Raw genomic sequence first — 16903 nt, forward strand, 5'->3', positions numbered from 1 at the left:
TTGGCGCCTTCAAGCGTAAGGCAGTCTGAAACGTCCTGGACAAGGGCGCTTATTGCGCCGCGTCCTCCTGTTGATCCATCTCGAGGAAACCGCCGGATTGGCGGGCCCAGAGCTGGCTGTAAATGCCACCCGAGCCGACAAGTTCGGCATGAGTACCTTGTTCGACGATCTTGCCCTTATCGAGCACGACCAGCCGGTCCATCATGGCAATGGTCGAGAGCCGATGAGCAATGGCGATCACCGTCTTGCCGCGCATGAGCAATTCGAACTGGCTTTGGATGGCGGCCTCGACCTCGGAATCGAGAGCCGAAGTCGCTTCATCGAGGACAAGGATCGGCGCGTTCTTGAGCAGGACGCGCGCAATGGCGATGCGCTGGCGCTGCCCGCCCGAGAGCTTCACGCCTCTTTCGCCGACATGAGCGTCATATCCCTTGCGGCCCTTGAAGTCCGAGAGGCCCAGGATGAAGTCATGCGCTTCGGCAAGGCGCGCGGCCTCGAACATATCCTCGTCGGTCGCATCGGGGCGGCCATAGATGATATTTTCGCGCACCGAGCGGTGAAGCAACGACGTATCCTGGGTCACGACGCCGATATTGGCACGGAGGCTATCCTGCTGGATTTCCGCGATGTCATGCCCATCGATGAGAATGCGGCCGCCCTGGCGATCGTAAAAGCGGAGCAACAGGTTGACGATCGTCGACTTGCCGGCACCTGAACGACCGACAAGGCCGATCTTCTCGCCGGGCCGGATATCGAGATTGAGCCCCTCGATGACGCCCGCATCCTTGCCGTAATGGAACGAGACATTTTCGAAACGGATATCGCCTTCGACGCGACCGATCGGCTGAGCTGATGGCTTATCCGACACGACGCGCGGCAGCGAGATGGAATTGATGCCATCGCGCACCACGCCGATATTTTCAAAGAGCGCCGACATTTCCCACATGACCCACTGGCTCATGCCTTGGAAACGGAGGACGAGCGCAGCGGCAACGGCGATGGCGCCGGGCGTCATATTGCCGTTGAGCCACTGCCAGATGCCGATGGAAAAGACGGCAAAGAGCAGCGAGCAGTTCATCAGCGTGATCGTGACCTGCAACAGGGTGACGAGGCGCATCTGCTTGTAAACAGTGCCGAGAAAGCCATCCATCGCTTCGCGGGCATAGGATTCCTCGCGCCGCGAATGGGAGAAGAGCTTGACCGTTGCAATATTGGTGTAGCTGTCGACGATACGCCCCGTCATCATCGAGCGGGCATCGGCCTGTGCCTCTGAAATCTTGCCGAGGCGCGGGATGAAATAGCGCAGGAGCGCAAGATAGGCGACGAGCCAGACAATGAACGGCACGGCGAGCCAGAGATCGCTCATAGCCGCCAGGACAACGGCGCCAGAGAAATAGACGACGACATAGACGGTGACGTCGAGCACCTTCATCATCACTTCGCGGACAGCAAGCGAGGTTTGCATCAGCTTGGCGCCGATGCGGCCGGCAAACTCATCCTGGAAATAGCTCATCGACTGGCGAATGAGATAACGGTGCGCCATCCAGCGGATGCGCTGCGGGAAGTTGCCCAGCAGGGACTGATGGATAATCAGCGCATCGACAATCTGGAAAGTGGGGATCACCACCAGCAGCACGATGCCCATGCCGATGAGCTTCCAGCCTTCGGTGGCGAGGAAATTCTGGCGATCGGCAGCGCTCAGCCAATCAACGATCGAGCCCATGAAGCCAAAGAGCGAAATTTCGAGAAGCGCAATGCCCGCGCCCAGCACTGTCATGGCGGCCAACCACTTCTTGGCGCCGTGGCTGTAATGGAGACAAAAGGCGAGCAATCCCTTGGGCGGTTCGGTGGGGTCCGTCTGCGGATAGGGATCGAGGCGCTTTTCAAACCAACTAAACATCGTCGTCACCATATAGCTTCCCGGCAGGCACCGTGGCCGAACGTTCAGCGACGGCGATGACAATAGCCGTCAGCAGTGAAGGCGATGGTGGACCATCCGGGGGAAATTTATCGACCGCGCTCGATACGTTCCAAGGAAACGCAGAGGAGCTGCGTGGCGTTTAGCCCGTTCCTCCTCCCCAATGCCGACCCATTTGGCATTGAAGAATTGGGCTATGCAGCCAAGAGCGGCGTAGCATACACAAATGTCTAGAGTCGGCTGTTGCCTGTCGGCAACATTCCAAGACCAGAAAATAACGTTGCACTGGACCGCTGCATGCGCACCGAAAACGAGCACACCATCTTCCTCAAGGACTATGCGCCGACCCCATATCGCGTGGTCTCGGTGGACATGGACTTCAAGATCACCGAGGCAGTAACGCGCGTTCGGACGCAAATGACCATCGAACCGCGAGCCGAGACGGCGCCCGGTACACCGCTGGTGCTCGATGGCGATGGGCTGACGCTCGACTCCATCGCCATTGACGGCTTGCCGCTGATGCTTTCAGCCTATGCGGCGAACGAAGCGGGACTGACGCTGGTCGAGCCGCCGTTCCGCCGCTTCGTGCTCGAGACGGAGGTCAACCTCAAGCCGGAAGAAAACAAGAAGCTGATGGGGCTTTATCGCTCGAGCGGCACCTGGTGCACGCAGTGCGAGCCGGAAGGATTTCGGCGCATCACCTATTACCTCGATCGCCCCGATATCCTGGCGCCATTTAAGGTGCGGATCACTGCGCCGCGGGAAGTTGCCCCTGTTCTGCTCTCGAACGGCAATCTCATCGAAGCAGGCGATGCCGGTGACGGCATGCACTTCGCACTCTGGGAGGACCCCTTCCCCAAGCCCGCCTATCTTTTCGCGCTCGTAGCGGGCGCTCTCGGCTCCATCACCGACACGTTCACGACGATGAGCGGGCGGAAGGTAGATCTCGCGATCTATTGCACTCATGGCAAGGAGCCGGAATGTGCCTATGCCATGGATAGCCTCAAGCGCTCCATGGCCTGGGACGAGAAGCGCTTCGGGCGGGAATATGACCTCGACGTCTTCAACATCGTGGCGGTTGCCGATTTCAACTTCGGCGCCATGGAGAACAAGGGCCTCAATATCTTCAACGACAAGCTGGTGTTTGCGCTTCCCGAGACGGCGAGCGACGCCAACTATGCCAATATCGAGCGTGTCATCGCGCACGAGTATTTCCACAACTGGACGGGAAACCGCATTACCTGCCGCGATTGGTTCCAGCTCTGCCTCAAGGAAGGCCTGACGGTTTATCGCGACCAGGAATTTTCTTCCGACGAGCGCAGCCGTCCGGTGCAGCGCATTCATGACGTCGAAAATCTGCGCATAACGCAGTTCCCCGAGGATGGTGGACCACTGGCCCATCCGCCGCGACCCGATCGCTATCGCGAGATCAACAATTTTTATACGACGACTGTTTACCAGAAAGGCTCGGAAGTCGTGCGCATGCTCGCGACGCTGCTTGGCGAAGCGGGCTTTCGCAAGGGCATGGACCTCTATTTCGAGCGCCATGACGGAGAGGCGACGACGATCGAAGCCTTCCTCAAGGTTTTCGAAGACGCCAGCGGGCTCGACCTTTCCCAGTTTGCGCGCTGGTATCTGCAGGCCGGCACCCCGACTGTTACGGCGAACGACAGCTATGATGCTGCGAGCCAGACCTATACGCTGACGCTGTCTCAGACGACGGCGCCAACGCCGAACCAGCCAGACAAACCGCCTTTCGTCATTCCGATCAAGTTTGGCCTTATCGGACCCAATGGCAGCCCGATGGGCTGGACGGGTGTCAGCGGCGGCACGGTCAAGGACGACATCATCGTCCTCGATGGCGACACTATCACCCTGACTTTTACGGGCGTCGCCAATCGTCCCGTCCCGTCGCTCTTCCGCGGGTTCTCGGCGCCGGTGCGTCTTGCAAGTTCGCTCAGCCAGCAGGATTTGTTGTTTCTCGCCCGTCACGACAGCGATCCATTCAATCGCTGGGATGCCCTGCAGACGGTAACGACGAACCTCATGGCTGGAAGTGCAGCCGGCAAGGCGCCGTCGAATGGCGATATCGATGCCCTGCGGCAGGCCATTCTCGATACTCTTGGAGATACCTCGCTCGACCATGCCTTCAAGGCGCAGGTCATCGCCATGCCGGACGAGGCCGTTATCGCACGCCAGATCGGCGCCAATGTCGATCCTTTTACAGTCGCGCAATCGCGGAAGGCGTTGATCGGCGCCATCGTCGGCCCCGCAGCCGATCGGCTGTCCGCCATTTACGAAGACCTTTCGATCAACGAGCCTTATAGTCCGGATGCGGCGCAAGCCGGCCGGCGGTCTTTGCGCAACGGGCTTTTGTCCCTTCTGACTGCGGGCTCGGAGCGCGGAGCGGCGCTTGCCGAAGCGCAGTATTACGCAGCAACCAATATGACCGACCGCTACGCAGCGCTGGCGATTTCGGCGCGCAACTGGACGCCCGCCGCCCTAGCGCTACTCGGCGACTTCCGCACCCGGTTCGGTGGTGACCCACTGGTGTTCGACAAGTGGCTGGTGGCGTCGTCCCAGGCGCCCGACGAGGGTGTCATTGAGCGCATGCGCGCAATCTTGGCCGCGCCCGATTTCCCGCGCACCAACCCCAATCGACTGCGATCGCTGCTCGGTAGCTTCGTGATGAGCAATCCGGCACAGTTTGCGAGAGCCGATGGACTTGGTTTCCGCTTTGTCACGGAAGCTGCCGCCGAGATCGACCACGTCAACCCGCAGGTCGCGGCGCGGGTGCTAACGGGCTTCCGCATCTTGCCGCTTCTCGAACCGAAGCGCCGGGAGGCTGCTCGTGCCGCGCTCGAGGCTCTCAAAAATCTGCAGGGTCTCAGCCGCAATACCGGGGATATCGTAGACCGTATCCTCGCGGGCTAAAAAACTGACGGCCAAGGAAAAAACAGACCCTCGCGCCTCCCGCGCGGGTGTCTATCCCCGATATCCACAGGCTTTGTATCCCGACCACGACCAGCTGCAATCTTCTGGAAGGATTTTTCTTTACCGCTAAGTGATTCAAGAGACTCACGTTTTGGCGCAGGTCGCTTTCGCTCGTGAAGACCCCTATGGACAACGCACCCGTCCTTGATTCATTAGTTGTTAACGAACAAATCGCTTCGGCATTAAGTCCTTTAGGAAATTGGAGAATTTTATGCGGTCGTCGGGGGCATCCGGCGCTGGCGCCAACGGATTCGGCGCGAGCGATGGACAACAATTCTGGCGCCTCCGCCGGCCGCAGGAGACGGCTTTCGGAAGGCTTAAATCGGCTTTTCACACCCCGATTACCCTTGCCGTTGCCACCACTGCCTTTGTCGCTGCAGGGCTCTTTGTCGGCTACGACGCCACAACGACAATAGTCGGGTTTAACCACACCGGCGCACAGGCCGGGGACTCTCGCACGGCGAACGGCGCAAACGAGCCCGACGAGATCGCGGCCGACCGGGCAGAGGTCCTCGCCGAGTTTCCCGACTTGATCGAAGCCAGCCTTGTTTCGGATGCATTGGCTGAGCGCGCCTTGGCAACCGCCTCTCCCGAAACGGCGCAGGATCTTTTGAGCGCTGCCGAAAGCGAAGGCGGGGCGCTGGCAGGTGTTGCCGGCCGTGGGGGCGCAGCCTTTGCCCTGGCAGGGATTTTCACCGCTTTGACGCTCCGGCGCCGCCGCAATGGCGCCATGCCAGACCCAGTGCAACGGCACAACTACGCAACGCTTGCCTCCGCGATCCCGATGGGCGTTGCCTGCTGGACGGCGGAAGGCACAATGATCGTCTGCAACACGAATTATCGCGCCCGGCTCAAGCTCGATGACGATCAAATGACTTATCCCGAGGCGCTGCGCACGCTGCTTGCCGGGGGCTATATGAAACTTGTGCGCGAAGACGACCAAAACCGGCTTCTGGAGCTGCATCAACAGGATGGTTCGTGCCTCCTGATCGACGAGCGCCCCTTGCAGGACGGCGGCTTTATGACACTGGTTTCCGACGTCACCGAGCGAAAACGCACCGATGTCCTGCTCTCGACCATTCGCGAGGAGCAACGCCAATTGGCGCGGCGCTATCACGAAGAAAAAATCCGGGCAGAGGCGGCCAGCCGCGCGAAGACCAATTTCCTCGCCCATCTCAGCCACGACATACGCACTCCGCTCAATCACATCATCGGCTTTGCCGAACTGATGCAGCAGGAGACCTATGGCGAACTCGGCGATCCGCGCTATGCCGAATATGTGCATTCGATCAAGAGTTCGGGCGAGCACCTCCTCAACACCTTCGCTGCCATTCTCGACCTTGCCGAGCTTGAGAACGGGCAGAAGGTGCTCAGATCCGACACAGTGCCGGTCGACGAAGTCATCGACTCCGTCAGCCGCCGCTTCCGCGGCCAGGTCAACCGCGCCGGCATCGATCTCGTGGTTACGGCTGATTGCGGTGCCGTGCTGCGCGGCGATCGACTGGCGCTGGTTCGGATGGTGGGCAACATCGTCGAGAACGCCATCCGCTTCACCCCGCCGGGCGGCCGCCTGACGCTGGCCACCTTTGCGGCAGACGATGGCGTCGTCATCGAGATAACCGATACCGGGATCGGGATGAGCCAAGAGCGGCTAAGCGGCCTCAGCCAGCCCTTTGCGCTGGGCGATGCAACCTTTACCCGCGACGGCATCGGGCCAGGCCTTGGAATTTCGATCTCACGAGCCATTGCGGAGCTGAGTGGCGGCAGAATGGTAATCGACTCAACGCCCTCGATCGGAACTACTGTGGCGATCTCGCTGCCCACCGAGTCCAACCTTCCCGGCATCGTCGCTGCAGAGTGACGTTTTCGACGCTGTCACCCTGTTCGTCAGCCAAACTTGCTCAAGTCATCAAGATCGAACGCCGAGGATGCGCGCACGCGTATACCAATCTGCAGCTGCGCTGGAGACCTCTGTCTGCATTCGCCCAATATCGAGCGCCAATCGGCCAAAATCCGGATAGTGTGTCAGTTGGGCAAGGAGATCTTCAAAGGCTGGAGACCAGGCATCGGCCTTGAACGGGCTGACGAGCGCAGAGCTCATCACCTGTAGCACGGTTGAATAGAGGGCGTAGATTTCGGCCAGACGCTGCCCTTCGGGCACCAGCCCGATCTCTCCGAGGCGTGCCAGTACGCGGGACGGCGGCGCCTGGGGAAGTCCTATACGCTCACCCGCAACGAGCTGAGCCGATTGCGCGATGAATTCAAGATCGACAAGCCCGCCCTCAGCAAGCTTGAGATCGAATGCGTGACGCGGTTTTCGCTCCTTGGCCATCAAGGCGCGCATCGAGAGAACGTCATCGACGATCTTGCTTGGATCGCTGGGCAGGGCCATGACCTCGGCAATTTCGCGCTCGACGGCCTCCGGCAATACGCCTGAGCCTGCCACCACGCGTGCCCGGCTCAATGCCAGATGTTCCCAGGTCCAGGCTTCTCCACGTTGATAAGACCGGAAGGCGGCCAAGCTCGTTGCAAGGGGACCGGCGTTGCCCGAGGGTCGGAGGCGCATATCGGTTTCGTAGAGCACGCCTTCGCTGGTGGGGGCCGCCAGGGCCGAAACGAGACGCTGCGTCAGGCGCGCAAAATAGTGGGCTGGGGCCAATGGCCGCTCGCCATCGGATTCTGTGTCGGGCGCGTCGTAGAGCAAGATGAAATCGAGATCGGAGGTATAGGTCATCTCCCGGCTCGCCATCTTGCCGAAGGCGAGGAGCGCAGTCGACGCGCCCTCGATGCGACCGTGGCGGCGCGCGAACTCTTCCTCGACGTTGGCGAAAAGGCGATGCAGCAGCGTTTCGGCGAGTGCGGTGAATTGCTCGCCAGCCACCGCTGCCGTCACCGTGCCTGACAACAGACCAGCCGCCACGAGGAATTTTTGTTCCTGCCCGATGATGCGTGCCCGGTCGATCAGGTCTTCGTACGAGCGTGCATCGGCGAGAAACGCATCGACCTTGGCCACTAAAACGTCTCGATGGGTCACATCGTTGGCGAAAGCAGGGTCGATCAATCCATCGACCACGTGGGCCCGATGAATAACGGCTTCGGCCATGCGGGGCGCCGATGCCATGAACTGAACGAGCAGCGAGCGCAATTGCTCGTGGTTTCGCAGCAGCGCGAAAAGCTGCACACCAGCAGGCAGGCGGGACAGGAAATCATCCATGCGCGCCAGGCCCAGATCAGGACTACCGGCAGCGGCAAGCGTCTTGAGAAGCGCGGGCAAAAGCTCGGTCAGGTGAGCGCGCGCCGCCGCGCTTCTCGTCGCGGCGTAGCTGCCGTAATGCCACTTGCGGACGGTTTCGATAGCCTTACGGGCATCGGCAAAACCCAGCGCGGTCAGCGTTTCGAGAGTTTCCGGATCGTCGTCGCTGCCGGTGAAAACGAGATTACCTTCGCCAGTGCCCAAGGTTTCGCCTTCAGCGAACAGCTCGACATAATAGCGTGCGACGCGTTCAAGCGCCGCCCGATAGTCTTTCTCGAACGCCTCTAGATCGGGCTGTCCCATTAGCTTGCCGATAACCGCGACTGCCTCGGGCGTGTCGGGCATGACATGGGTCTGCTCGTCGCGCAGCATCTGCAGGCGGTTTTCGACGGCGCGCAGATACCAATAGGTATCTGTCAGTTCGCGGGCCGTGGTGTCGTTGATCCAGTTTGCAGAGGCAAGAGCGGCCAGCGCTTGCGCCGTGGGACGCACCCGGAGCGTCTTGTCGCGGCCACCCGCAATAAGCTGCTGGGTCTGAGCGAAAAATTCGATCTCGCGGATACCGCCACGCCCGAGTTTGACATTGTGGCCCTCGACGCGGATATCGCCGACGTTCTTGGAAACGTTGATCTGGCGTTTCATTGCCTGGATATCGGCAATGGTCGCGAAATCGAGATGCTTGCGCCACACATAGGGAGCAAGATCCCTGATGAAGGCCTCGCCCACGGCCTTATCGCCGGCGCAGGGGCGGGCCTTGATCCAGGCGGCGCGTTCCCAATTTTGGCCCCGCACTTCATAATAGGCGAGGGCGGCATCTATCGAGAGAGCAACCGGCGTCGAGCCGGGATCGGGACGCAGTCGCAGGTCCGTGCGGAAGACATAGCCAAAAGCCTGACGATCCTCCATTAGCGCAACGAGGCGCTGCATCATTCGTGAATAGATTTTCGTCGCTTCGCCCGGGTCAACGAGCACGGATTTTTCGGGATCGAAAAAAGCAACGATGTCGATGTCGGACGAGTAATTGAGCTCCCGGCCGCCATGCTTGCCCAAGGCAAACAGCGCCAAGCCCGAATTGGCTGCGCGCGCCTCCTCTCGCGACAGCACTAACTGCCCCTTGTCGGCGGCCTGCCGCATGAGAAAGTCGAGTACTGCTTCGAGCGCTGCGTCGGCGAGGTCGGACAGGGCTTCGGTGGCGCGCGCCGTCGTCCAGACGCCGCCAGTTTCGGCGACAGCGGCAATGAGCGCAGTCCGCCCCTTGGCGATCCGCAAGGCCTGACCCAAGGCTGCTTCATCCGCGCAGAGACCGGCGTCCTGCACGTTTCCGATGATGCCAGCAAAGGCTGGATCGGGGCCATCATCGAGGGCCGAGGCCAACCAATCGGCATGGACGCGGGACAAGTCCAGAAGGTACGGTGCAGACTGGAGCAGCGGACCCAGCGTTGGGGCAGCTCTGGAAAGACTTGCCGCAATGGCTTCCGGCAGTTCGGCCAGGAGCGCGTCGAAAAGGGGATGGGGAACGGGCGGCAGGGGCGCGAGGGAGATGCTCATAAAAGAGGCATAACGTGATGCGTCAGCCGCAGCAAGCAAGGCTTAGCTTTGCCGATTATCGTCTTCGAGCTCGGCCAGGACCCGATTTTCTGCGTCACTGAGCGCAGCAGCCCCAGCGGATGGCGCTCTGCGGCGCATGGCCCAGAAGAGCGCACAAAGCCCAGCGATCAGCAGCAAGGGCGCAGCGATCCACAGCAGGATCGTATGGGAATTGACGCGTGGGTTGAGCAGGACAAATTCGCCATACCTCTCGACGAGATATTGCTCGACCTCGGCATTGGTATCGCCTTTCACCAAGCGCTCGCGCACCAGCAGGCGCAGGTCGCGCGCGAGTTCGGCGTCGCTGTCATCGATCGACTGATTTTGGCAGACGAGGCATCGCAAGCCTGCAGAGATATCGCGAGCGCGCTGCTCAAGCACGGGATCCGAGAGCACCTCATCGGGAGACACGGCAAAGCTGGGGACGGCCAGACACGCCACCAAAACCAGCGCGAGAAGCCGCTTCATTCGGCGGGCTCCAGGACCGATTTCGTCGCCCGCTTCGGCGCGCCGACACGCAGGCGGCGATCGGTGAGTGACAGGATCCCCGCTCCGGCCATGATCAAAGCACCGATCCAGATGAGCAAGATATAGGGCTTGTACCAAAGGCGCACGACGTGGGTGCCGTCGATCGGTTCGCCGAGCTGGAGATAGAACTGGGAAAGGCCATAGGTAGCGATGGCGGCTTCCGTCGTCGGCATACCACTGGCCACATAGGTGCGCCGCTCAGCGTCCAATTCGGTGGTGCCGCCGCTCGGTGCAGTGACGATGAACCGGCCGGTATCGGCCATGTAGTTCGGCCCAGGCACCTGCTCAAACTTTTCGAACGACACCGTATAGCCGCTGAGCTCCGCCCTCTCGCCGGGGTTGAGCGTCGTGACGTTTTCGGTTTCCCAGGCGGTCACCGAGACAATGCCGAGCACGGTCAGGCCGAGGCCGAGATGGCCGATGGCCGTTGACCAGATCGAGCGCGGCAGTCCGGCGAGGCGGCGAAGGCTCTCGCTGAATGGGACGCGCCCAAGCCGGCTGCGTTCGATGACTTCGGCGATGGAGCCAAACGCGACCCAGAAGCCCAGCAGCAAGCCAAGTGGCGCCAGCGATATCGAGAGCCCGCCGAGGGATGACACCAGGATAGTCAGGAAAATGGCAAGGGCCGCGGCGCCAGCGAGGCGCTGCGCGGCCGCAACGAAATCCGCGCGCTTCCAAGGCAGCAGGGGACCGAAGGGCAAGATCAGGAGGAGCGGCGCCATCAGCGCGCCGAAAGTCAGGTTGAAGAACGGCGCGCCAACGGAAATCGTCGTACCGGTCAGCGCGTCGAGCAAGAGCGGATAGAGCGTGCCGACAAGGACTGCGCCAACAGCCGTCGCAAGAAACAGATTATTGAGGATCAGCGCCCCTTCCCGGCTGATCGGCGCGAACAAGCCGCCTTGGCGGAGAGCGCTGGCGCGCAGGGCGAACAACAGGAAGGCACCGCCGATGAGGGCTGCGAGGATCGTCAGGATGACAAGACCACGGGTGGGGTCGCTAGCAAAGGTATGAACCGATGTCAGGATGCCCGAACGCACGAGGAATGTGCCGAGGAGCGACAGCGAAAAGGTGATGATGGACAAAAAGACCGTCCAGATCTTGAGCGCATTGCGCTTTTCCATCACCAGCGCCGAATGCAACAGCGCCGTGCCGGCCAACCATGGCATGAAGCTGGCGTTTTCCACCGGGTCCCAAAACCACCATCCGCCCCAGCCGAGCTCGTAATAAGCCCAGTACGATCCCATGGCGATGCCAAGGGTCAAGAACGTCCAGCTCAGCATAGTCCAGGGGCGCACCCATCTGGCCCAGGCCTGATCGATGCGCCCCGAGATCAGCGCCGCTATCGCAAAGGAAAAGCAGATCGAAAAGCCGACATAGCCGGCATAAAGGAGCGGCGGGTGGATGGCGAGGCCAATATCCTGAAGAACCGGATTTAGGTCGGCGCCTTCGAGCGGCGGCTGCACCAGCCGGGCGAAGGGATTGGAGGTAAAGAGCGTAAAGCCACCGAAGGCAGCAACAAGAAGGCTCTGCGTGCCCTGCACCAGGTTGAAGAGATCGGCCGGCAATCTACGTCCGAAGGCTGCGACCAGCGCGCCGAACAGTACGAGAATGAGGATCCAGAGAAGCAAGGACCCCTCGTGATTGCCCCAAACGCCAGAAATCTTGAAGATCAACGGCTTGAGCGAATGAGAATTGTTGGCGGCAAGCGCGAGGCTGAAGTCGGAGGTCGCAAAAGCCTGAACCAGCGCCAGAAACGCGACGGCGATAAGGACGAATTGCAGGAGGGCCGACTGTGCGAGCACTCCCGCCAGCCGCTGGCCACTCCGCCAGAAAACAAGGCCGCCAAGTGCGGACACAAGGGCGATAGCGCAAGCCAGAATGAGGGCAAAGTGCCCAAGTTCAATGCTCATGGATTGCCCGCCTCCGGCCGCCACTCGCCCTGCGCCTTGAGTGCCTCGACGACTTCGCGCGGCACATATTTTTCGTCATGCTTGGCAAGAACATTGTTGGCGTCGAACGAGCCGTCGGCGCCAACTGCACCTTCTGCCACGACGCCCTGCCCTTCACGGAAAAGATCGGGCAGAATGCCGTTGTAATGCGCAACGATCTCCGTTGCGCCATCGGTCACGATAAACGTATTTGCCTGCCCTTCGCGCTGCCAGCTGCCTTCCTTGACGAGGCCGCCGAGGCGAATGGCCTGCCCGGGCTGAACGCCACGCGATACCACTTCCGTTGGTGAATAGAAAAAGACGATCTGATCGCGCAGCGCTGTCAGGACGAGTCCCGCGGCCAGCGTCAGTACGACGCCGAGACCGACAATAATGCCGAGCCGTTTTTGCTTGCGCGACCAGCCCTTGCGGCGAACGGCCTGCGGCATTGTCATGGTTGCGCTCCATTCAGTTTGAGGCCGGCGCCAAGGGCGATACTGTCGAGTTCGCCACGATCGAACGCTGCGGGGTACGCCGCAACGGCGCGATCATAAGCGATCTGGGCATTCGGCAGGTCGCCGAGCACGATGTAGGAGCGGACGAGCTGCGACCACTCCTCAACACTGCCGCCCTCAGCGTAAAGGCGCGACGACAGGCTCCCAACCATGCCGCGGATCATTTCGGCCTGATCCTCTGCCGATGTATCGACGCCGTCGTTTTGAGCAACGGCGAGTCCCTGACGCGCGGCAGGAAGCCAGGGCTCGTTGCGTTGCGCCAGATCGATGGCGGCCTGCCAATATTGGGCCGCTTCGGCATAATCCGCCATGCGCGTCAGTTCGGCGGCGAGATAGAGCCGGGATTGGGCATGTTCGGGGTCAAGTTCGACAGCCTGGCGCAGAAGCTGCACGGCTTCGTCCGAACCTTGACCACCCGCTGCAAGCAGCAACGCCTCGGCACGATCGGTAAGCAACTGCGCCGTTGGCGCTGAAAGAGCGATGATACGACCATAGGCATTTGCGGCTTCCGCATAACGCCCGACTTCGGTCAGGGCCGGCGCCAGAACCGTCCAGCCCCTAAGGTCGTCGGGCCGCGCCTCAAGTTCGCTTTCGATGCGGGCGATGGCCGCATCGATGTCCATGTTCTGCGCGGCGACGTCAGTGCGTGCAGCCAGCGGCTGGCTTGGCATGTCGGGGCTGCCGAGGACGGCATAGATGCCCAGCGAGACAACAACGATGGCTGCAACACCCGAGAGCAGGATGGCCTGGCTGATTTCCCCCGAAGCCTTTATTGGGTCGGCCTTGGCGCGCAGCATTTCGCGGGCCAATTCACCCTTGGCGCCGAGGGCTTCTTCGGGCGCAATCTTGCCGGCAGCCAGGTCAGCGTCGATACCAGCCAGAATCTGTCGGAAATGGCTGTTGGTATCAGCCGCTTCCAGCGCGCCCGCGTTGACCGCGCGACCGCGCCCCGCGTACAACAACGCGGCGCAGGCAATGGCGGTAACTGCTATGGCGACAAACCAGAAAATCATTGGCCCCAGACGCTTGCTGTCCTCGATAAGCAAAGCTGAGACCTCTATAAGCCCATTGCGGCGAAAAACCATAAAAACAAGCGTGTTTCTCGCGGACGCATTGCCACAGGTCTCGCCAAGCCTTCGAGGGTTTTTGCGATGAGCGAAGCCATCGCAGACTTTGCCGTTTTTGGCTCGACCCCGCTGGCCGGGCTTGTGGCCGGGCTCCTCGCACAGCGCCACCAGGCCAAGGTCATCGCCGTTGGCGAAGGCCCGACGCGCTATCGGTTGCCGCGCATGCTCGATCTCTCCGTCGCTGCCATCACGCGCCCCGAGACTTGGGCGGTGCTGACGGCAACCGTACCGGAGACGGCCCGCTTCATCGGCAGGCTGGCCGGCCGGCAGGCCATCCGCCGGGTCGATCCGATCTTTTTTGCCGATTCTGCGGCCGCCAAGGAGTCTCTGGGCCACTTCGCGCACATGGCGCGGGGCTTTGGTCAAAGTCTGGAGGCCGTACCGAACACCAGGCTGGGCGCCGGCCGTAACGGCTATCGTCTCATTGATGCCATGATTATTGACCGCGCTGCGTTCGAGCCTTCTCTAGAAGCCTGGCTTGCAGGGCAAGCGGTACGCTATAAAGCGTCCCAAGCCATTGAGATGACGCCCGAAGGCAGCGCGCAGGTCCATATCGATGGCGCGGTTATTGAAGCCCGCCAAGTTGTGCTGATCGACGACGCGGCCATTATCGAGTACCTGCCGCCTGCGCTTTGGCCTGCACTGCTCTTGCGCCAGGCCCGATCCACCATCCTGACTGTGTCCAATCGCAGAATGGCGGGGCCGCTCATGCTGGATGTCGAGACGGGCACGATGCTCCTCCAGCATGAAGAGGACAGCCTGGTTGCCACAGGGCCCGGCAGGCTCGCTCAATTGTCCGCGCGGCTGACTCGTCTCGTTTCCAATTCCGGCCAACTCCAACAAGCGGGCCAGGTAGGCTTCGAGGGTCTTATGACGCTCGACGGCGCGCCACTCCTTGGACAGACAATGAATAAGGGGCCGATTTTCCTGACGGGACTTGGTTCTCTTGGCGCCTTTCTTGCACCGATGCTGGCGCGCTGGATCGCGGGGGAGGCCAGCTCTGAAGAACTCGAATGGTGCCAGACTCGCCGGCCTGACCGGCAAGGAAGGCATCAGGCGATCGCCGAGTATGCCGGTCGCGAAGAGCATGCGGCATGAAGCAGCAAATCAATCGGCTCCCCGCTGACACGGGCAAGGGTCTGGCCGGGCGGCTCATCGACCGCAGTCGGCCGATCCGCTTCACCCTCAATGGCCGGAGCGTCCATGGCTTTGCCGGTGACACCGTCCTCAGTGCGCTCATCGCGTCCGGCGTCGACACGCTCGGCATTCATGACGATCATGCCATAGGGCTTCGCCCCGGCGCCGCGCCACCGATCGCCTATACCGGCTCGACCGGCGATGCCCTGCAAGCCTTGCCGATGGAGCGAACGCCTGCGCGCGATGGCGCGGATTATGCGATCTTTGCCCATGACGCGGCGCCACGCTTATTCAATCGCCTGTTCCAGCCCGGTCGCAGCCTTGGGCTGTCGCTCGATGGCCACGCCAAAAGCCTCGCGCGTCCCTGGCGCAGTGTCGCTGGCCATTTGGAAGCGCCGACCGATCTCGTCGTCATCGGCGGGGGTGTCGCCGGGATGGCAGCGGCGCTTGCCGGCGCGAAGGCTGGCCTTGCGGTTACTCTCCTTGAAGCAAGTGCGCAGCTCGGCGGCTATTCCGGTCTCTTTGGCACTCAGGATGGCGAAAGCACGCCCGAGGATAACGTCGCGGCCTTAGCCACCGAACTCGCCGCAACCGATCGCATTCGCGTTGAGACGCTGACGGAGGCCTTTGCCATCGGCGAAGGTCTCGTGCGGGCACATCGGCTAGAGACTGCCGCCGCACGGGTCGAAGCAAGCGTCATCGACCTGCCGACCCGGTTCATCGTCATCGCCAACGGCGCCTTCGAACGCCTGCCAACGATATCTGGAAACCGCCTTCCTGGCATCGCTGGAGCGCAGGAAGCGTTCGAGCTGGCTCATCGGTACGGGATCTGGCCAGGACAATCCTGGCTTTTGGCTACATCAAGCAATCCCGCTTATCGCCTCGCCACGCTGACGGCCGAAAGCGGGATCAGACTCGACCGCATCCTCGACAGTCGGGATCGGGCCAGTTCGCGCTATATCGAGTTCTGCAAGGCCTATGGCATTCGCCAGTTTCCGGGCACCATGCCTATTTCCGTCGCAGGCCAGAAGTCGGGTGGCCGTTTGGCCGTGCTCCTGCCACACGTGGACGCCGTCACAGTCGACCGTCTCGTTCTCTGCGGAGGCTGGCAGCCTGATTTGACGCTCTGGCACATTGCCGGCGGTCGCAGTCGATGGAACGGGGAAAAGCAGAGACTGGAACCATCAGGGGGCCTGACGGGCATCGTGCTTGCCGGCTCCGCTGCAGGCTACCTCACCAGACGCGGCTGTGTCACAAGCGGTATCGATGCTGTCGATCGGCTGCTCGGCCGTCGCGGTCGTGGCGTGGACGATCCGGTGATCGATGCGTTCTACGAAACGCCCGATGCGATAATGGCGGGCTCCGTGCCCGATGAACCCGCGGCGCCAGCCTATCTCGATGCCGATAGCGCGCTTCTGATGCGTCCTTCAGAGATGCGGAAATCCTGGCGGGATATGCTCGGCGGAAAGCGTTCGGGTTCGATCAGTGTTCTCGCCGAGGCGCCACAATCGCTATCGATCGGCGCCATTTGCTCAGGTGTCGGCCTCGGCCTAATCCCGGCCGAATCCGCTGGCGTTATCGCGCAGGAGCGCGTTGCGCTTGTGCCGCTGGCGACGGCCGAACAACAGAGCGCAGAAGAGGCGCCGCTTCCTGAAATACCCATCTATCTCGAAAACCGCTTCGGTCCGGACGCTGCCTTGGTCACCCTCGCGCATGACAGTTCCCGGCAGGTGGGCAGCGGCGCCCTCATCTATGCCAACGAAGACCTGACCGATCCGCGGCAAGCAATCGGCGTCGTGCTGCGATCGGCGGAAGGCAAGACCAAAGCGCTGATTGCTGCAGGCTCGATTGCCGCCAAGCGTCCCGTGATCGTGCGCGATCTCGGCCAGGCTTTTCAAGCCGCGATCGTCGCCTGA

At 61.5% G+C, this 16903-nt stretch carries 10 protein-coding genes; 4 read left to right on the forward strand and 6 right to left on the reverse strand.

Going from position 1 to position 16903, the window contains the following annotated elements; genetic code table 11:
* Nucleotides 1–49: 49 nt before the first annotated feature.
* Complete coding sequence (locus tag VW35_RS03880; RefSeq protein ID WP_083982403.1) at nucleotides 50–1900, reverse strand: ABC transporter ATP-binding protein; 1851 nt, start codon at nucleotides 1898–1900, stop codon at nucleotides 50–52.
* A gap of 315 nt (nucleotides 1901–2215) precedes the next feature.
* Between VW35_RS03880 and pepN the strand changes: the two genes are divergently transcribed.
* Together pepN and VW35_RS03890 are read left to right on the forward strand one after the other, a co-directional pair.
* Nucleotides 2216–4852, forward strand: a complete 2637-nt coding sequence (gene pepN / locus VW35_RS03885) for an aminopeptidase N (protein WP_046141611.1) — start codon at nucleotides 2216–2218, stop codon at nucleotides 4850–4852.
* Between the two features lie 271 nt (nucleotides 4853–5123).
* Nucleotides 5124–6773, forward strand: a complete 1650-nt coding sequence (locus VW35_RS03890; protein WP_046141612.1) for a sensor histidine kinase — start codon at nucleotides 5124–5126, stop codon at nucleotides 6771–6773.
* A 48-nt stretch (nucleotides 6774–6821) separates the two neighbouring features.
* Here the strand turns inward: VW35_RS03890 and VW35_RS03895 are convergent, their stop codons facing one another.
* From VW35_RS03895 to ccmI, 5 genes are read right to left on the reverse strand one after another with little or no spacing between them, the layout of a single operon-like run.
* The gene (locus VW35_RS03895) at nucleotides 6822–9713 is read right to left on the reverse strand and encodes a bifunctional [glutamine synthetase] adenylyltransferase/[glutamine synthetase]-adenylyl-L-tyrosine phosphorylase (RefSeq protein ID WP_052951474.1); all 2892 of its coding nucleotides are present in this window, start codon (nucleotides 9711–9713) and stop codon (nucleotides 6822–6824) included.
* Between the two features lie 42 nt (nucleotides 9714–9755).
* Nucleotides 9756–10220: a cytochrome c-type biogenesis protein gene (locus VW35_RS03900; protein WP_046141613.1), complete on the reverse strand. Its 465-nt coding sequence runs from the start codon at nucleotides 10218–10220 to the stop codon at nucleotides 9756–9758.
* Complete coding sequence (locus VW35_RS03905; protein ID WP_046141614.1) at nucleotides 10217–12190, reverse strand: heme lyase CcmF/NrfE family subunit; 1974 nt, start codon at nucleotides 12188–12190, stop codon at nucleotides 10217–10219. The genes VW35_RS03900 and VW35_RS03905 overlap by 4 nt, the downstream gene beginning before the upstream one ends.
* Complete coding sequence (gene ccmE, locus VW35_RS03910) at nucleotides 12187–12663, reverse strand: cytochrome c maturation protein CcmE (RefSeq protein WP_244465815.1); 477 nt, start codon at nucleotides 12661–12663, stop codon at nucleotides 12187–12189. Before ccmE ends, VW35_RS03905 begins: the two co-directional genes overlap by 4 nt.
* Nucleotides 12660–13736: a c-type cytochrome biogenesis protein CcmI gene (gene ccmI / locus VW35_RS03915; protein WP_161796851.1), complete on the reverse strand. Its 1077-nt coding sequence runs from the start codon at nucleotides 13734–13736 to the stop codon at nucleotides 12660–12662. Before ccmI ends, ccmE begins: the two co-directional genes overlap by 4 nt.
* Before the next feature lie 195 nt (nucleotides 13737–13931).
* On the opposite strand from ccmI, the gene VW35_RS03920 reads away from it, so the two are divergent.
* Both VW35_RS03920 and VW35_RS03925 read left to right on the forward strand, forming a co-directional pair.
* Nucleotides 13932–14948: an FAD-binding oxidoreductase/lyase gene (locus tag VW35_RS03920; RefSeq protein ID WP_152662464.1), complete on the forward strand. Its 1017-nt coding sequence runs from the start codon at nucleotides 13932–13934 to the stop codon at nucleotides 14946–14948.
* Complete coding sequence (locus VW35_RS03925; protein WP_046141618.1) at nucleotides 14945–16903, forward strand: FAD-dependent oxidoreductase; 1959 nt, start codon at nucleotides 14945–14947, stop codon at nucleotides 16901–16903. Before VW35_RS03920 ends, VW35_RS03925 begins: the two co-directional genes overlap by 4 nt.

The sequence above is a fragment of the Devosia soli genome (genome assembly GCF_000970455.1).
Classification (GTDB): domain Bacteria; phylum Pseudomonadota; class Alphaproteobacteria; order Rhizobiales; family Devosiaceae; genus Devosia; species Devosia soli.

What these genes read in the sequence shown, in the direction of transcription:
- VW35_RS03880 (WP_083982403.1), bottom strand. Translation starts at nt 1,900, where the DNA reads ATGTTTAGTTGGTTTGAAAAGCGCCTCGATCCCTATCCGCAGACGGAC.
- pepN (WP_046141611.1), top strand. Translation starts at nt 2,216, where the DNA reads ATGCGCACCGAAAACGAGCACACCATCTTCCTCAAGGACTATGCGCCG.
- VW35_RS03890 (WP_046141612.1), top strand. Translation starts at nt 5,124, where the DNA reads ATGCGGTCGTCGGGGGCATCCGGCGCTGGCGCCAACGGATTCGGCGCG.
- VW35_RS03895 (WP_052951474.1), bottom strand. Translation starts at nt 9,713, where the DNA reads ATGAGCATCTCCCTCGCGCCCCTGCCGCCCGTTCCCCATCCCCTTTTC.
- VW35_RS03900 (WP_046141613.1), bottom strand. Translation starts at nt 10,220, where the DNA reads ATGAAGCGGCTTCTCGCGCTGGTTTTGGTGGCGTGTCTGGCCGTCCCC.
- VW35_RS03905 (WP_046141614.1), bottom strand. Translation starts at nt 12,190, where the DNA reads ATGAGCATTGAACTTGGGCACTTTGCCCTCATTCTGGCTTGCGCTATC.
- ccmE (WP_244465815.1), bottom strand. Translation starts at nt 12,663, where the DNA reads ATGACAATGCCGCAGGCCGTTCGCCGCAAGGGCTGGTCGCGCAAGCAA.
- ccmI (WP_161796851.1), bottom strand. Translation starts at nt 13,736, where the DNA reads ATGATTTTCTGGTTTGTCGCCATAGCAGTTACCGCCATTGCCTGCGCC.
- VW35_RS03925 (WP_046141618.1), top strand. Translation starts at nt 14,945, where the DNA reads ATGAAGCAGCAAATCAATCGGCTCCCCGCTGACACGGGCAAGGGTCTG.